The 15,480-nt window shown below is 68.4% G+C and carries 14 protein-coding genes; 10 read left to right on the forward strand and 4 right to left on the reverse strand.

Annotated elements, in window-relative coordinates:
- Positions 1 to 16: 16 nt before the first annotated feature.
- The gene (locus tag VK682_RS09680) at positions 17 to 190 is read left to right on the forward strand and encodes a hypothetical protein (protein WP_165616814.1); all 174 of its coding nucleotides are present in this window, start codon (positions 17 to 19) and stop codon (positions 188 to 190) included.
- A gap of 145 nt (positions 191 to 335) precedes the next feature.
- Here VK682_RS09680 and VK682_RS09685 read toward each other — a convergent pair whose 3' ends face one another.
- Positions 336 to 1,832, reverse strand: coding sequence for a divergent polysaccharide deacteylase family protein (locus tag VK682_RS09685; RefSeq protein WP_324781730.1), 1,497 nt, complete (start codon positions 1,830 to 1,832; stop codon positions 336 to 338).
- Positions 1,833 to 1,973: 141 nt separating this feature from the next.
- On the opposite strand from VK682_RS09685, the gene VK682_RS09690 reads away from it, so the two are divergent.
- From VK682_RS09690 to lexA, 7 genes are all read left to right on the forward strand, one after another.
- Positions 1,974 to 2,555, forward strand: coding sequence for an anthranilate synthase component II (locus VK682_RS09690; RefSeq protein ID WP_230794370.1), 582 nt, complete (start codon positions 1,974 to 1,976; stop codon positions 2,553 to 2,555).
- Positions 2,552 to 3,574 carry an anthranilate phosphoribosyltransferase gene (gene trpD / locus VK682_RS09695; RefSeq protein ID WP_230794369.1) on the forward strand — a complete coding sequence of 341 codons (1,023 nt, stop codon included), beginning with the start codon at positions 2,552 to 2,554 and terminating at the stop codon, positions 3,572 to 3,574. The genes VK682_RS09690 and trpD overlap by 4 nt, the downstream gene beginning before the upstream one ends.
- The gene (locus tag VK682_RS09700; RefSeq protein ID WP_230794368.1) at positions 3,571 to 4,230 is read left to right on the forward strand and encodes a uracil-DNA glycosylase; all 660 of its coding nucleotides are present in this window, start codon (positions 3,571 to 3,573) and stop codon (positions 4,228 to 4,230) included. Before trpD ends, VK682_RS09700 begins: the two co-directional genes overlap by 4 nt.
- Positions 4,227 to 5,030 carry an indole-3-glycerol phosphate synthase TrpC gene (trpC, locus tag VK682_RS09705; RefSeq protein WP_230794367.1) on the forward strand — a complete coding sequence of 268 codons (804 nt, stop codon included), beginning with the start codon at positions 4,227 to 4,229 and terminating at the stop codon, positions 5,028 to 5,030. The genes VK682_RS09700 and trpC overlap by 4 nt, the downstream gene beginning before the upstream one ends.
- On the forward strand, positions 5,027 to 5,503 hold the full coding sequence (gene moaC / locus VK682_RS09710; RefSeq protein WP_230794366.1) for a cyclic pyranopterin monophosphate synthase MoaC: 477 nt from the start codon (positions 5,027 to 5,029) through the stop codon (positions 5,501 to 5,503). Before trpC ends, moaC begins: the two co-directional genes overlap by 4 nt.
- A complete protein-coding gene (locus tag VK682_RS09715; RefSeq protein WP_230794365.1) occupies positions 5,500 to 6,666 on the forward strand; it encodes a molybdopterin molybdotransferase MoeA in 1,167 nt (388 codons plus the stop codon). The genes moaC and VK682_RS09715 overlap by 4 nt, the downstream gene beginning before the upstream one ends.
- 78 nt (positions 6,667 to 6,744) lie before the next feature.
- A complete protein-coding gene (gene lexA, locus VK682_RS09720; protein ID WP_230794364.1) occupies positions 6,745 to 7,443 on the forward strand; it encodes a transcriptional repressor LexA in 699 nt (232 codons plus the stop codon).
- Here the strand turns inward: lexA and VK682_RS09725 are convergent.
- A complete protein-coding gene (locus VK682_RS09725) occupies positions 7,437 to 9,491 on the reverse strand; it encodes a ComEC/Rec2 family competence protein (protein ID WP_230794363.1) in 2,055 nt (684 codons plus the stop codon). The genes lexA and VK682_RS09725 overlap by 7 nt on opposite strands.
- Positions 9,492 to 9,567: 76 nt before the next feature.
- Between VK682_RS09725 and gltX the strand changes: the two genes are divergently transcribed.
- Together gltX and gltA are read left to right on the forward strand one after the other, a co-directional pair.
- Positions 9,568 to 10,974, forward strand: coding sequence for a glutamate--tRNA ligase (gene gltX / locus VK682_RS09730; RefSeq protein WP_230794362.1), 1,407 nt, complete (start codon positions 9,568 to 9,570; stop codon positions 10,972 to 10,974).
- Positions 10,975 to 11,049: 75 nt separating this feature from the next.
- The gene (gene gltA, locus VK682_RS09735) at positions 11,050 to 12,345 is read left to right on the forward strand and encodes a citrate synthase (RefSeq protein ID WP_089847328.1); all 1,296 of its coding nucleotides are present in this window, start codon (positions 11,050 to 11,052) and stop codon (positions 12,343 to 12,345) included.
- Positions 12,346 to 12,857: 512 nt separating this feature from the next.
- Here the strand turns inward: gltA and VK682_RS09740 are convergent.
- Positions 12,858 to 14,441 carry an ABC-F family ATP-binding cassette domain-containing protein gene (locus tag VK682_RS09740; RefSeq protein ID WP_230794361.1) on the reverse strand — a complete coding sequence of 528 codons (1,584 nt, stop codon included), beginning with the start codon at positions 14,439 to 14,441 and terminating at the stop codon, positions 12,858 to 12,860.
- A gap of 230 nt (positions 14,442 to 14,671) precedes the next feature.
- Positions 14,672 to 15,448, reverse strand: a complete 777-nt coding sequence (locus VK682_RS09745) for an enoyl-CoA hydratase-related protein (protein WP_230794360.1) — start codon at positions 15,446 to 15,448, stop codon at positions 14,672 to 14,674.
- Between the last annotated feature and the right edge of the window lie 32 nt (positions 15,449 to 15,480).

Genomic DNA, 15,480 nt, shown 5'->3' on the forward strand with positions numbered 1-15,480 from the left:
GCGAAAGGAGACGATCATGCCGGTGACAACCTTCGTGGCGCTCATCATTGCCGTTCTCGCGTCGGCGGGCCTGACCGTCTGGGCTTTTGTCGCCTGGGGCGCGGGCAAGGTGATTCCGCTGCTTCTGGCCTTGGCCCTGCTGGGACGCTGGGCGCTGTCGAGCGCGCCTGCGGATGATGGCCGCGCCTGAGCCTCTGGCTCTGTTCCAACTGTGATGACGATGTGGCGTGCCTGACGTCTTGGCCTTGGGGGCTCTGCCCCCCTTGGCGCGTGCCGCGCCAATTCCCCCCGGAGTTTGCCGGGCAAGATGAAGACGGGCTCAGGCCTTGTTCTGGTCAGTCCGCGGTCTGGGCGGCCTGCAGGATATGCGACACCGGCACCAGCGCGACACTGGCCGCGCGGTCCTGCAGCCCCCAGAGCAGCAGCGCCGACACCGTATCGGCCCGAAGCCGCCCCAGCATCACCACAGCGCCTTCCTGCCGCGCCTTGAACGCCGCCTGATCCAGAAAGCGCCGCATCACCTCTGGCGCCTGCCCCGATCCGTCAAAATCCCGGAAGACCAAGGCCGCGCCGACACCGTCGCGCTGCGCAAAGCCAAGCGCGGAGCTGAGCCCGCCCGGCATCAGCACCAGCCCATGCCCCGAAGCCGCCAGAAATCCCGCTGCCTGTTCGGCGGTGGCGCGGCTGGCCTGCAGCCCGCCCCCCGGCGCCTCCAGCACCGCGACGGCCTCGGGCACCGCCTGCAGCGCGCCTTCGAGCGTCACCTCGACATCGCTGGCACTGGCGCCTTCGGGGAGGCTCGCCAGCGCCAGCACCTCGAAGCCGCGGGCACGATAGGCGGCGGCGGCCTCTGCCGCGCGGGGATGCGAGGGCGGGATGGCGAAACTGACCGGGAAGGGAAAAGCCTCTACCGTGACGGGACCAAGCGGGCCTGCGCCTTCGTCCAGCAGCACCACCGACAGTTCCGGCTCGCCGTCGGTCAGATCGCCCGGATCGGCGGCAAAGCGGCGCAGCGGCGGTATCTCGGCGGCGGGCGCGGCGTCGGCATCGGGGCTGGGGCTGGGGCTGTCGCCGTCGCGGTCCAGCAGCGACAAACCGGGCGTGCCGATGGCGGGACCGGAGGGGGCCGCTTCGGGCGCGGCGGCGGGGTCAGGGATGCGGAGCGTGACGCGGGGGGTGCCGTCTTCCGGCTGTGGCTCTGGCTGGGGTGTGTCGGCGGCGGGCGGGGCTTCCGGCTCCGCGACAAGGCCGCTCGGCTCCGAGGGCAGCGGCGGCTGGGGCGGCTGCGCGGGATCGGTGGCAAGCGCGGGCTTTTCTTCGGCCAGCGGCGCCTCGGGCGGCAGGGCCGGGGTGCCGGGCTGCACCGGCGCCTCGCCGACCCCGCTGAGCGTGGCCGCCGCCTCGGGCGTGCCGGGTGCCTCCGGAGCCGTGGCGCGGGTTTCAGCCTCCGGCCGGGCGGCGGGCGCCGTGTCGGGGCGGCTGCCTCCGGCGGGCACGGGCGGCTCTGACAGGCCGGGCGCGGGAGCGGGCGCGGGCTGGCCTGCTTCGGCGGCGGGACGGCGGGCGGCGGGCGGGGTCTGTTCTGCGGACTCCGTGGGCGCGGGCGTGACCGTAGCGGCGGGCGGCGTGGTTTCGGCGGGGGCCGGATCGGGCTCCGGCGTCTCGGCGGGCGCGGGCTCCGGCGTGGCTTCGGCAGGCGCCACCTGCGGCGCGGGCGCAGCCTCCGATGCGGGCGGCGGGACCGGCAGCGGCATCAGCACCGACGCGGTGCCCGCCACCGCCCCCGTCACCACCACACCCCAGATCATCCCTGCGAGGAACCCTCGTGCCATCTCGCTCTTCCCTTGTTGCCTTGGTCGCGGCGCCGGATCACCCTGCGCGGGCGCAAGCCGGACTTGCCCTTGACGCTGCACCGCCTGCGGGCGCATGTATACCCCGACCGCGGCTCCGCCCGCCAGCCCCGAGAGACCATCATGCTGCTTCTGATCGACAATTACGACAGTTTCACCTGGAACCTGGTGCATTATGTGGGGGAGCTGGGCGTCGAGGCGAAGGTGATCCGCAACGATGCCATCGACGTGCAGGCGGCCATGGCGCTGAACCCTGCGGGCATCCTGCTGTCGCCCGGGCCCTGCACGCCCTCCGAGGCGGGCATCTGCCTTGCCCTGACCGCCGCCGCCGCCGAAACCCGCACCCCGCTGCTGGGGGTCTGTCTGGGCCACCAGACCATCGGGCAGGCCTTTGGCGGCACGGTGCGGCGCCATGACGAGATCGTGCATGGCAAGATGGGCACGATGCATCACGACGCGACCGGCGTCTTTGCCGGGCTGCCCTCGCCCTTCGAGGCGACGCGCTATCATTCGCTGGTGGTGGCGCGCGACGATCTGCCTGACACGCTCATTGCCAATGCGTGGCTGGAGGATGGCACGATCATGGGTCTGCGCCACCGCGATCTGCCCATCCATGGCGTGCAGTTCCATCCCGAAAGCATCGCCTCCGAACATGGCCATGCGCTGATCGGCAATTTCCTGCAGACCCTGAAAGTTCCGGCATGAGTGACCGCCTGAAACCGCTGATCGGGGCCGCCTGCACCCGCCCGCTGTCGCGCGAGGAGGCCGAGACCGCCTTCGAGATCCTGTTCGAGGGCGAGGCGACCCCCGCCCAGATCGGCGGGCTGCTGATGGCGCTGCGCACCCGGGGCGAGACGGTGGATGAATATGCCGCCGCCGCCGCCGTGATGCGCGCGCGCTGCAACCGCGTGGCGGCCCCGGTGGGCGCCATGGACATCGTGGGCACCGGCGGCGACGGCAAGGGCACGCTGAACATCTCCACCGCCACGGCCTTTGTGGTGGCGGGCGCGGGCGTGCCTGTGGCCAAGCATGGCAACCGCAACCTGTCGTCCAAATCCGGATCCGCCGATGCGCTGGGGCAGATGGGCATCAATGTCATGGTGCCCGCTGCGGTGGCCGAGAAGGCGCTGAGGGAGGTGGGCATCTGCTTCATGATGGCGCCCATGCATCACCCGGCGATGAAACATGTGGGCCCGCCCCGGATGGAACTGGGCACGCGCACCATCTTCAATATCCTCGGGCCGCTCACCAACCCCGCCGGGGTCACCCGGCAGCTGACCGGCGCCTTCACCCGCGACCTGATCCGCCCCATGGCCGAGGTGCTGGCGCAGCTGGGATCGGAACGGGCATGGCTGGTGCACGGGTCCGACGGCACCGACGAGCTGGCGATCTCCGGCATCAGCTGGATCGCGGCGCTTGAAGACGGCGTGGTGCGCGAATTCGAACTGCATCCCGAGGAGGCAGGCCTGCCGCTGCACCCGTTCGAGCATATCCTTGGCGGCAGCCCCGCCGAAAATGGCGCGGCCTTCCGCGCGCTGCTCGACGGGGCACCGGGGGCCTATCGCGACGCGGTGCTGCTGAATTCGGCGGCGGCGCTGATCGTGGCGGGCCATGCGGGCGATCTGAAGGAAGGCGTGGCACAGGCGCGCGAAAGCCTCGACAGCGGGGCGGCGCTTGGCAAGGTCACGGCGCTGGCGGCGGCGACGGCTGTGGCGGGCGCATGACCCCTCCCGCCGCATGGGCGCATCTGCCGTTCTTCCAGCGCGATCTGCCGCGCATCACCGCAGCGCTTGAGGCGGAGACGCGCCAGATCCTGCCCCCCGCGCCGCAGCGCTTTGCCGCGCTGGAGGCCTGTCCGCCCGAGCAGATTCGGGTGGTGATCCTTGGGCAGGATCCCTATCCGACCCCGGGCCATGCGCATGGGCTGGCCTTTTCGGCAGAGCCGCATGTCCGCCCCCTGCCCCGGTCCTTGTCCAACATCTTCAAAGAGTTGCAGACCGATCTTGGCGCCGCGCCCGACACCGGCGACCTGCGGTTCTGGGCCCGTCAGGGCGTGCTGCTGCTCAACACCTCGCTCAGCGTGCCCGCGGGCGAGGCCAATGCCCATGCCAAGCTCGGCTGGGCGCGGCTGACGGCGGAGGTGCTGGAGGCACTGTCGGACCGGCCGCGGGCCTTCCTGCTCTGGGGCGGCCATGCGCAGGGCTTTGCCAAACATATCCACGGCGACGGGCATCTGGTGATCGCCACCGCCCATCCTTCGCCGCTGTCGGCGCGGCGCGGCTTTTTCGGCTCGCGCCCCTTTTCCCGCGTGAACGACTGGCTTATCGCCAGAGGTGACACGCCCCTCAACTGGACCACCCCCGAGCGGAGGATGCCATGACCCAGACGATCCTCGACAAGATCAAGGCCTACAAGCTGGAGGAGGTCGCCGCCGACAAGGCCGCGACCCCGCTGGCAGAGATCGAGGCGCGCGCCCGTGCCGCCGATCCGGTGCGCCCCTTCGGGGCGGCGCTGCGGCGGGCCATGGCAAGCGGTTACGGGCTGATCGCCGAGGTCAAGAAGGCCTCTCCGTCCAAGGGCCTGATCCGCGAGGATTTCCATCCCGCGACGCTCGCCCGCGCCTATGAGGACGGCGGCGCCACCTGCCTGTCGGTGCTGACCGACACGCCCTCGTTTCAGGGGGCCAAGGCCTTCCTGACCGAGGCGCGCGCCGCCACCCGCCTGCCCGCGCTGCGCAAGGATTTTATGTATGACCCCTATCAGGTGGCCGAGGCGCGCGCGCTGAATGCCGACTGCATCCTGATCATCATGGCCAGCGTCAGCGACGCGCAGGCCGCCGAACTGGAGGACGCCGCCCGGTCCTGGGGCATGGACGCGCTGATCGAGGTGCATGACGCCCCCGAACTGGACCGCGCGCTGCGGCTGAAATCGGATCTGATCGGGGTGAACAACCGCAACCTCAAGACCTTCGAGACCACGCTCGACACCACGCGGCAGCTGTCGCGCGGTCTGCCAGAGGGGCGGCTCTTGGTGTCGGAATCCGGGCTGTCGACCCCCGCCGATCTGGCGGATATGGCGGGCTATGGCGCGCGTGCGTTCCTGATCGGCGAAAGCCTGATGCGGCAGGCGGATGTGGCAGAGGCCACCCGGACGCTGCTGGCGGATCCGGTGGCGGCATGAGCGGGCTCACCCATTTTGACGCCAAGGGCGATGCCCATATGGTCGATGTCTCCGACAAGCCGGTGACGGCGCGGGTGGCGACGGCTGCGGCATGGGTGAAGATGCTGCCGCAAACGCTTGATCTGATTACCCAAGGCCGCGCCAAGAAGGGCGATGTGGCCAGCGTTGCCCGGCTGGCCGGGATCATGGGCGCCAAGAAGACCGCCGAGCTGATCCCGCTCTGCCATCCGCTGCCCATCACCAAGGTCGCGGTGGAGATCACTGCCGATCCCGCGCTGCCCGGCCTGCGGATCGAGGCGACCGTGAAGACCACCGGCCAGACCGGCGTGGAGATGGAGGCGCTGACCGCCGCCAGCACAGCCGCCCTCACCGTCTATGACATGGTGAAGGCCGCCGATCGCGGCATGGAGATCGGCGGGCTGCGCGTTCTGCTGAAAGATGGCGGAAAATCAGGGCGGTACGAGGCGGAATGATCTCTGTATCCGAAGCCCTCGACCGGCTCTTCGCCCTTGCCCCGGTGCTGGAGCCGGACCTGGTGCCGCTGCGCGAGGCCGGGGGCCGCGTGCTGGCCCGCAGCGTGCGCGCGCGGCGCGATCAGCCGCCCTTTGCCGCCTCCGCCATGGATGGCTACGCGGTGACCGAGGCAGCACAGGGTCTGCGCCTGCGAGTGATCGGCGAGGCGGCGGCGGGCCGCCGCTTTGCTGGCCGCGTCGGTGCCGGAGAGGCCGTGCGCATCTTTACCGGCGCGCCGGTGCCCGAGGGGGCAAAAACCGTGGTGATCCAAGAGGATGTCGACCGCGACGGCGACACCATCCTTCTGACCGACCGGCTGGGCCCCGGCCCCAATATCCGCCCCATGGGGGGCGATTTTACCAGCGGCACCGAACTGGCAGCACCACGTCTGCTGGGCCCGCAGGAGATTGCCCTGCTCGCCGCCATGAACGTGGCCGAGGTGCCGGTGACCCGCCGCCCGCGTGTCGCGCTGATCTCCACCGGCGACGAACTGGTGATGCCGGGCGAGGATCCGGGGCCGGACCAGATCATCGCCTCCAACACCTTCGGGCTTTACGTGCTGCTGCAGCAGCTTGGCGCGGAGCCGCGACTGCTGCCCATTGCGCACGACACCGACGCGGCGCTGCGCATGGTGTTTTCGCTGGTGGAGGATGCCGATCTGGTGGTGACCATCGGCGGCGCCTCGGTCGGCGATCACGATCTTGTGGCGCGCGTGGCGGGCGATCTGGGCATGGAACAGGCCTTTCACACCGTGGCCATGCGCCCCGGAAAACCGCTGATGTCCGGACGAATTGGCGAGGCCATGATGTTGGGATTGCCGGGGAATCCGGTTTCGGCTATGGTCTGCGGGCATGTGTTTCTGGCGCCGGTGATCCGCGCCATGCTGGGACTGGGCAAAGCCCCCGCGCCGCGCCGCCAGATGGCGCTGAGCCGCGGCATCGAGGCGAATGGCCCGCGCGAACATTACATGCGCGCCCGCCTGACCCCGCAGGGGATCGAGGTGTTCGACCGGCAGGACAGCGCGCTGCTGTCGGTGCTGGGGGCCGCCGATGCGCTGGTGGTGCGTCCGCCGCGTGACGGAGCCCGCGCCGCAGGCGAGATGGTCGAGTTCGTGCCTTTGTGACAAAACTTCCTTCAGAGGATTGACACAAAAGGAGAACATGCTTAGAACAAACCCGAACGCAAAACGGGGATATAGAATATGCTGACAAAGAAACAGCTCGATCTTCTGGATTTCATCAATCAGCGTCTGCTGCATGACGGCGTGCCGCCCAGCTTTGACGAGATGAAGGACGCGCTGGATCTGCGCTCGAAATCCGGGATCCACCGGCTGATTACAGCTCTGGAAGAACGTGGTTTCATCCGCCGTCTGGCACATCGCGCCCGCGCGATCGAGATCGTGAAGCTGCCGGAAAGCCTTGGCGGCCGGGCCGCAGGGTTTGTGGCACATGTGGTCGATGGCGACCGTCCCGATGCCCGCCCCGCCAAGGCGCAGGGCGTCGAGTCCGCGGTGGACGCGATGGAACTGCCGCTGCTGGGCCGGATCGCCGCCGGAGTGCCGATCGAATCCATCTCGGAAATTCCGCCGCAGGTTGCGGTTCCGGGGTCGATGCTGGCCAGCAACGCCCATCACTACGCGCTGGAGGTCAAGGGAGATTCCATGATCGAAGCCGGGATCAATGACGGCGATGTGGTCATCATCCGCGAAACCACCTCTGCCGAAAACGGCGATATCGTGGTGGCGCAGGTCGAAGGCTACGAGGCGACGCTGAAGCGGTTCCGCCGCCGGGGTGACCGCATCGTGCTGGAGGCTGCCAACCCGGCTTACGAGCCGCGGGTGCTGCCGATTGGATCGGTGCGGGTTCAGGGACGGCTTGTCGGGTTGATCCGCACCTACTGATCTTCCGCAGACCGGGGGGCGCGGCGGTCCTGCCACAGGCGCGCGCCCCCCTCTCTGGCATGGCGCAGGCGCGCACCGTCCTGCGTCAGCCACAGCGCCACGGCCCCGGTGCGCGCGAGCCGTTCGGGATCGTAGATCTCGCAGCCCGGCAGATCGTCGAGATCAGTGCTCGCCACCACGATCTCGCCGCCGGTGCAGCCGCCAAAGGCCGCCGCCGCACGCTTGCCCTGCAGATGCACCACCTGCAGGCCCCCCAGACCGGCCCGGGCCACCGGCCCCGGCGGGCCGGGCCACAGCGCCGCCGCTTCGGCCTGCCCGCCCGCCTGCCCGTCATTTTCCAGCCATGTCTCGGCGGCAAAGCCGCTGCCCTTCGCCTTGGACAGGGCGCGCCCCTGCGGCGTCAGCAGCCCGACCAGACCACCGGTATCGGCGATCAGCAGATCGGGCCGCGCCGTCTGCGACCACAGCAGCGCCGCCAGCAGCAGGGGTGCGAGCCCGGTCCAGCGCCCATGCCCCTGCCACAGCGCCAGCATCAGCCCGCCCGCCGCCAGCAGCGGCAGCACCAAGGGACCGGGCGCCACCACCTGCCGCGAGGCGCCCTGCCAGCCCGCCACCTCCTGCGCGACGGCAAGGATCCAGTCCAGCCCCGGCGCCATCACCGCAAAGGCGATCCAGTCGAGCCCCAGCGGCATCAGCAGCGCCGCCATCACCGCCATGGGCATGATGAGCAGCCCCATGACCGGCACCGACACCAGATTGGCCAGCAGCCCGTATTGCGACAGCAGGTTGAAATGCACCATGGCGATGGGGCCGGTGGCGAGCGAGGCGGTCAGCGACGAAACCAGCAGCGACATCGCCCCCCGCGCCCAGCCCGGCACCGCGCGCTCGTGCCCCAGATCGCGCAGCGCGCCGAACACCGCCACCAGCGCCACGGTGGCGGCAAAGGACATCTGGAAGCCGGGGCCAAGCAGCGCCTCGGGACGCAGCGCCAGCACGATCAGCGCCGCCAGCGCCACCGCCCGCAGCGACAGCGCGCGACGGTCCAGCATCACCGCCCCCAGCATCACCGCGACCATTACAAAGGCACGTTCCGTGGCGACGTTGCCCCCGGACAGCGCGAGATAGCCTGCCGCCGCCGCCAGCCCCGCCGCCGCCGCGATCTTCTTGACCGGCCAGTAATGCCGGACATGCGGCACCAGCAGCAGCGCCACCCGCAGCGCGCCAAAGACGAAGCCCGCCAGCAGCCCCATATGCAGCCCGGAAATGGCCAGAAGATGCGCCAGATTGCTGTGCCTCAGCGCCTCCAGCGTCGCCTGCGACATGGCGCTGCGGTCCCCGGTGACCAGCGCTGCGGCAAAGGCGCCGGTTTCGCCCGGCAGGCGCGCCTGCACCCGGTGCGACAGCGCCATACGCGAGCGCAGCACCACCTGCCCGCCCACGGGCTCTGCCAGCAGCAGCACCGGCGTGCGGGTATAGCCCACGGCCCCAAGGCGCAGGAACCACGCATTGCGGCGGAAATCGAAGCCGCCCGGCTCCACCGCGCCACCGGGGGCGGCCAGATGCCCGGTCAGGATGACCCGCTGGCCTGGCTGCGGATCAAGCTGGTGCTGGTCGCCATGCAGCGCCACCCGGACGCGCTGCGGCACACGGTCGGGGGGCATGTCCAGCACCACCCGGTCCAGCACCAGCCGCACCGCATCCGAGGCGGAGCGGTCAATTCCCGCGATCCGCCCCTCGATCGGGCCATAGTAGCGAAAGTCGATCTGCGGCCCCGCCACCAGATGCGCCCGCCCCCCCGCCAGCGCAAAACCGCAGAGCGCGAGCCCCAGCGCCACCGGCAGCGGGGCCAGCCCCGGCGGCAGACGGTGCTGCACCAGCAGCGGCAGCACGCCCGCGCCACCCGCGAGCACCAGCAGCAGCACCGCAGGCTCCGACGGCCACAGGAAATAGACGCCGATGCCCACGCCCAGAAACACCGGCACCCAAGGAAACAGATGCCCGCGCTGGCCTTCCAGCGCCGTCCCGATCCGGCCCAGCCCGTGCCCCATGCTTGCCCCTGCGCCGCCCTCTGGTTAAGGAACGCCAGACCCTACGCCCAACACGGTTACCGGGAGGTTAAATCTCATGACGGTCGTCACCCGTTTCGCGCCCTCGCCCACGGGCTATCTGCATATCGGCGGCGCGCGCACGGCGCTGTTTAACTGGCTTTACGCCCGGGGCCGCGGCGGCAAGTTCCTGCTGCGGATCGAGGATACCGACCGCGCCCGGTCCACCCCCGAAGCCACCGCCGCCATCCTCAAGGGGCTGGAGTGGCTGGGGCTCGACCATGATGGCGAGGTCATCAGCCAGTTCGACCGCGCCCCCCGCCATGCCGAGGTGGCGCATGAGCTGCTGGCCAAGGGCCGCGCCTATAAATGCTTCTCCACCCAGGACGAGATCGAGGCGTTCCGCGAAGCGGCGCGCGAGGCCGGACAGTCCACGCTGTTCCGCAGCCCGTGGCGCGACGCCGATCCCGCCAGCCATCCCGACGCCCCGTTCGTGATCCGCCTGCGCACCCCCGAAACCGGCGAGACGGTGATCGAGGACGAGGTGCAGGGCCGCGTGACCATCCGCAATGATCAGCTGGATGACATGATTCTTTTACGTTCCGATGGCACGCCGGTTTATATGCTGGCCGTGGTGGTGGACGATCACGACATGGGCGTCACGCATGTGATCCGGGGGGATGACCACCTGAACAACGCGGCCCGCCAGATGGGGATTTACACCAGCATGGACTGGCCGCTGCCGGTCTATGCCCATATTCCGCTGATCCACGGCCCCGATGGCAAGAAGCTGTCGAAGCGGCATGGCGCACTTGGCGTCGACGAATACCAGAAGCTGGGCTACCCGGCGGCGGGCATGCGCAACTACCTTGCCCGGCTGGGCTGGGGTCATGGAGATGACGAGGTCTTCACCGACACGCAGGCGCAGCAGTGGTTCGATCTGTCGGGAATCGGCAAGGCGCCCGCGCGGCTGGACTTCAAGAAACTGGAACATCTCTGCGGCCAGCACATCGCCATGGGCGAGGATGCTGCGCTGCTGCACGAACTGGAGGCCTATCTGGCCGCAGCCGGTCTGCCCGCCCTGACCGAGGCGCAGCGCGACGGCATGGCCCGCGCCATGCCCTGCCTGAAGGAACGGGCCAAGACCTTCCCGGAACTGCTTGAGAAAGCGCATTTTGTGCTGACGGATACGCCGGTGGTGCCGGACGATAAGGCGCTGAAGTCGCTGGATGATGTATCCCGTGGTATACTGGCTGCGTTGACGCCGCATCTGCAAAGTGCTAGCTGGACGCGAGAAGAGCTCGAAGGGGTGACCGCTCGCTTTGCCGAAGAGCACGGCACCAAATTTGCCAAGCTGGCTGGCCCCCTGCGCGCCGCCCTTTCCGGGCGCAGCGTGACTCCGAGCGTGTTCGACATGATGCTGGTGCTCGGCCGCGAGGAATCGCTTCTCCGGCTCGGACAGGCAGCGGCCTCCGGGGCGGAATGATCTTCGCCCCGGGCCATGTGACTAGACCGACCGGGCGCGGCGCCTGGCCTTTTCAGACGAAGGGATATGACAAGCATGGCTGATACTGCGAAGACCGCGACGTTGACCATCGGCGATCAAAGCTTTGATCTGCCGATCTATTCGCCGACCGCCGGGCCGGACGTGATCGACATCCGCAAACTTTACGCGCAGGCGGGGGTCTTTACCTATGACCCGGGCTTCACCTCCACCGCCAGCTGCGACAGCACGATCACCTTCATCGACGGCGACGAAGGCATCCTGACCCATCGCGGCTACCCCATCGGCCAGCTGGCTGGCAAATCGCATTATCTCGAAGTGTGCTACCTGCTGCTTTACGGCGAACTGCCCACTGCGGCAGAGCTGGAAACCTTTGAAGGCACCATCACCCGGCACACCATGCTGCACGAACAGATGCAGTATTTCTTCCGCGGCTTCCGCCGCGACGCGCATCCCATGGCGACCATGGTGGGCGTGGTCGGGGCCATGTCGGCCTTCTACCATGACAGCACCGACATCGCCGATCCGCGCCAGCGCGAGATCGCGTCGCACCGGCTGATCGCCAAGATGCCGACCATCGCGGCATGGGCCTACAAGTATTCGATCGGGCAACCCTTCGTCTATCCGCGCAACGATCTCGACTATGCGTCGAACTTCCTGCACATGTGCTTCTCGGTGCCGGCGGAGCCCTATCACGTCGATCCGATCCTCGCCCGCGCGATGGACCGGATCTTCACGCTGCATGCGGATCACGAGCAGAACGCCTCCACCTCGACGGTGCGTCTGGCCTCCAGCTCGGGGGCGAACCCCTTCGCCTGCATCGCGGCGGGCATCGCCTGTCTCTGGGGCCCGGCCCATGGCGGCGCCAATCAGGCCTGCCTCGAGATGCTGAAGGAAATCGGCTCGGTCGACCGGATTCCGGAATATATCGCCCGCGCCAAGGACAAGAACGATCCGTTCCGCCTGATGGGCTTCGGCCACCGCGTCTACAAGAACTTCGATCCCCGCGCGACGGTGATGAAGCAGTCGGCGGACGAGGTGCTGGATCTGCTGGGCGTCGAAGACAACCCGCTGCTGCAGGTCGCCAAGGAGCTGGAGCGCATCGCGCTGGCGGATGAGTATTTCGCCGAGAAGAAGCTGTTCCCGAACGTGGACTTCTATTCCGGCATCATCCTCGAAGCGATGGGCTTCCCCACCTCGATGTTCACGCCGATCTTTGCGCTGTCGCGCACCGTGGGCTGGATTTCGCAGTGGAAAGAGCAGCTTGCCGATCCGCAGATGAAGATTGGCCGCCCGCGCCAGCTTTATCAGGGCAACACGACCCGCGATTACGTGGATATCGAAAACCGCTGATCCGTCACACCTTACAGACCGCAAGGGCCGCCCCAAGGGCGGCCCTTTGCCGTAAATGATGCAGCACGCCTGCCGCAACGCATAGAACAGCCAGCTTGATCTGCGGCCGGTTCCGTGGGCAAGGGGCTGGGTTTGCATAGCTCGGTCCTCGAAGACCATGGGGGGTTAGATCGCCCAGCGTCGAGTGACGTCGCCACGGGTTGTGGACGCGCCGGATGTGGTGGCCCACATCAGCTTGAGCCGGGTCAGGGGTGCCATAGCCGCGCAAGATGCCTTCGTCAGCGCATGCTCACCACCACTGTAGATCATCCCAAGTCTGGAATTCGCGCTGATGGGCGCGGTATGCCGTGGTCTTGGATGTTCGGATTTGCGCATCATGCCTGATGCCAGCCGCAGTGTTCGCCCACGATGGCGGAGTGTAATCAAAAGCCCGCAAGTTGGATGGCGTGACCGTCCGTCCGGCAAGGGCTCCAAGCCGCAGGCTGCCAGAGGGCCCCTTTGCGGATAGGCGGTCACTCCTTCAAGGACACGATCCTGTCCGGTCGAAGAGAATCGAGAAAGGCTCGGTCGTGGCTGACCGCAATCACCGCCCCATCGTAGGACGCCAGCGCTGCTTCCAGCGCGTCGACGCCTTCCATATCGAGATGGTTCGTCGGCTCGTCCAGAAGCAGAAGCTGTGGCGGTGGCGTGCCGCCAAGAACGCATGCGAGCCCGGCGCGCAGCTTTTCGCCGCCGCTTAGTCCGTCCGCGCGGCGCAGGGCATCGCTCGCGCGAAACCCGAAGCGGGCCAATGCGGCGTGAGCCATCTGCGTGCTGGCCTTCGGGTTCCGGTCGCGGAACGCCTCGAGCAGGGTCCGGTCGCGAGCCAGAAACCCGACATGCTGATCCAGCAGCGCCCAGGCCACACTGACCTGCACCGCTCCAGCCGCTGGCCGGAGCGTCCCGGTGATCAACTCCAGGAGGGTGGTCTTGCCACTGCCATTCGGGCCCGCGATCACAACCCGCTCGGGTCCGGTAAGGGTGAGCGACAGGTTTTCGAGTATCGGAGCTGCGGGATCGTGCCCGCCGGTCACCCGGTCAAGGGTCAGGACGGTCCTGCCCGCGGCAAGGCCGCTCGGGGCGATCTCCATGTGGATGGGGGTCAGCACCTCGACCTTCTCGCGCGCGGCGGCAAGCGCATCCTCTGCTGCGTCTCGCCGCGCGTCACGCAGGCGCGACCCCGCACCGCCAGAGGCTTCCGCGCGGCCCTTGGCGGCGTCCATGAGGATTTTCGGCTGGCCGCCCCGTGCCCGAGACCTGCGTCCGGCACTGTCCTTCTGCGCCTTTTGCTCAGCCGCTTGTTGCGCGCGGCGCAACGCCTCGGCCCGGGTCTTTTCCGCATGGGCCAGATCCTGCGCCGCGGTCGCGCGCTCGCTCTCCCTCTGTTGCCGGAAGGCGCTGTAGTTGCCCCCATAGCGCGCCGCGCCCAGAGAGGTGAGTTCGACGATGGCGTCCATCCCCTCCAGAAGCTCGCGATCGTGGCTTGCAACGATCACGCCACCGGTCCAGCTGCGAAGGAGGTCGACAACTGCGCGACGGCCCGCCCGGTCGAGATTGTTCGTCGGCTCATCCATGAGCAAGAAATCGGGTTCCGCCAGGATCAGCGAGGCTAGGGCCGCCCTGCTGCGCTGACCGCCGGAGAGGCGCGCGAGCCGGGTCCGTGGGTCGACCGCCAAATCGCACCGAGCGAGCGCCGCCTCGATCCGGGCCGGCAGCGTCCAGTCCGCCTCGGCCAGTTCCTCGACCGTCGCTTGGCCGCGCTCTGCCCGGTCTAGCAGGTTCAGGGCGTGCCACGCGCCAAGAAGTTCAGCGACAGTCTGTTGCGGATGCTCCAGCGCCTCCTGACGCATCATGGCAACCGAGCCCGTCACGTGGATCCGCCCGGAGGCAGGGCGCGCATGACCCGCGATCAGACGCAGAAGCGTGCTCTTTCCACACCCGTTGCGACCGACCAAGCCGGTGCGCTCGGAGCCAAAGGTCAGATCGAGATCGGTAAAAAGCGGTGTGCCGTCAGGTGTGGACCAAGACAGGCTGGACAGGGAAATGGATGCAGGCATGGGACAGGACTTCTCGCGACAAAACCGAAAGGGTGAAGGCGGCGGAAGTCTTGTCCATGGCGAGCATATCTCCTGTGATGGGGCCACTACACATAGTCAGGTTGCCACGCTTTCGCAATGTCTTCCGGGAAAATGTCCCGGAAGGGCTCAAAGCAGTCCTCACACTGCGGCCTTTTTGGTACTGGCGCCACTTACTGCAAAGGGTGGCGCTTTGTCATTGCGGCAAGGGTCTAGCGGCCTTCGAAGCGGGGGCTGCGCTTTTCGTGAAAGGCCACGACGCCTTCCTTGAAATCGCGGGTCATGCCGCATTCGCCCTGCAGCTGCGCCTCCAGCGTCAGCTGGGTCTGCAGGTCATTGTCAAAGGCGCGGCGCAGCGCGGTCTTGATGCGGGCATAGGCCTCTGACGGGCCCTGCGCCAGATGCGCGGCGCGGGCGCGCCAGACGGCGTCAAAGTCGGCATCGGGCACCGCTTCCCAGATCATGCCCCAGCGTTCGGCCTGCGCCGCGCTGATCCGGTCAGCAAAGAGCGCCGCCCCCATGGCCTTGGCCAGCCCCATCTGCCGGGGCAGCGCCCATGTGCCGCCCGCGTCGGGGATCAGCCCGATCCGGGCAAAGGCCTGCATAAAAAACGCCGACTCCGCCGCGATGACCACATCGGCGGCCAGCGCCAGATTGGCCCCGGCGCCCGCCGCCGCGCCGTTCACCGCAGCGATGGTCGGGCGCGGGCAATCGGCGATGGCGTTGAGCATGGGGATGTATTCGTCGCGCAGCACCCGCTCCAGATCGATGCTGGCGGCGCTTTCGCGGTCGCCCAGATCCTGTCCGGAGCAGAAAGCGCGGCCCTCGCCGGTCAGCACCACCACCCGCGCCTCGCGCCCCCCCTGCTGGACGGCATGGGTGATCTCGGCCCGCATCTGGCTGCTGAGCGCGTTCATCACCTCCGGGCGGGCGAGCGTGACCACCGCCACGTCCTCGGCCAGATCGTATCGGATCGTGTCGTAAATCATGCCTGTCTCCGCCTTGCCTGCCGCCCCCCGCT

This window comes from Salipiger marinus (assembly GCF_035481585.1).
GTDB classification, from domain to species: domain Bacteria; phylum Pseudomonadota; class Alphaproteobacteria; order Rhodobacterales; family Rhodobacteraceae; genus Salipiger; species Salipiger marinus.

Excerpts from the sequence above, each read along its gene's own strand:
- VK682_RS09680 (WP_165616814.1), top strand. The coding sequence starts at position 17 with ATGCCGGTGACAACCTTCGTGGCGCTCATCATTGCCGTTCTCGCGTCG.
- VK682_RS09685 (WP_324781730.1), bottom strand. The coding sequence starts at position 1,832 with ATGGCACGAGGGTTCCTCGCAGGGATGATCTGGGGTGTGGTGGTGACG.
- VK682_RS09690 (WP_230794370.1), top strand. The coding sequence starts at position 1,974 with ATGCTGCTTCTGATCGACAATTACGACAGTTTCACCTGGAACCTGGTG.
- trpD (WP_230794369.1), top strand. The coding sequence starts at position 2,552 with ATGAGTGACCGCCTGAAACCGCTGATCGGGGCCGCCTGCACCCGCCCG.
- VK682_RS09700 (WP_230794368.1), top strand. The coding sequence starts at position 3,571 with ATGACCCCTCCCGCCGCATGGGCGCATCTGCCGTTCTTCCAGCGCGAT.
- trpC (WP_230794367.1), top strand. The coding sequence starts at position 4,227 with ATGACCCAGACGATCCTCGACAAGATCAAGGCCTACAAGCTGGAGGAG.
- moaC (WP_230794366.1), top strand. The coding sequence starts at position 5,027 with ATGAGCGGGCTCACCCATTTTGACGCCAAGGGCGATGCCCATATGGTC.
- VK682_RS09715 (WP_230794365.1), top strand. The coding sequence starts at position 5,500 with ATGATCTCTGTATCCGAAGCCCTCGACCGGCTCTTCGCCCTTGCCCCG.
- lexA (WP_230794364.1), top strand. The coding sequence starts at position 6,745 with ATGCTGACAAAGAAACAGCTCGATCTTCTGGATTTCATCAATCAGCGT.
- VK682_RS09725 (WP_230794363.1), bottom strand. The coding sequence starts at position 9,491 with ATGGGGCACGGGCTGGGCCGGATCGGGACGGCGCTGGAAGGCCAGCGC.
- gltX (WP_230794362.1), top strand. The coding sequence starts at position 9,568 with ATGACGGTCGTCACCCGTTTCGCGCCCTCGCCCACGGGCTATCTGCAT.
- gltA (WP_089847328.1), top strand. The coding sequence starts at position 11,050 with ATGGCTGATACTGCGAAGACCGCGACGTTGACCATCGGCGATCAAAGC.
- VK682_RS09740 (WP_230794361.1), bottom strand. The coding sequence starts at position 14,441 with ATGCCTGCATCCATTTCCCTGTCCAGCCTGTCTTGGTCCACACCTGAC.
- VK682_RS09745 (WP_230794360.1), bottom strand. The coding sequence starts at position 15,448 with ATGATTTACGACACGATCCGATACGATCTGGCCGAGGACGTGGCGGTG.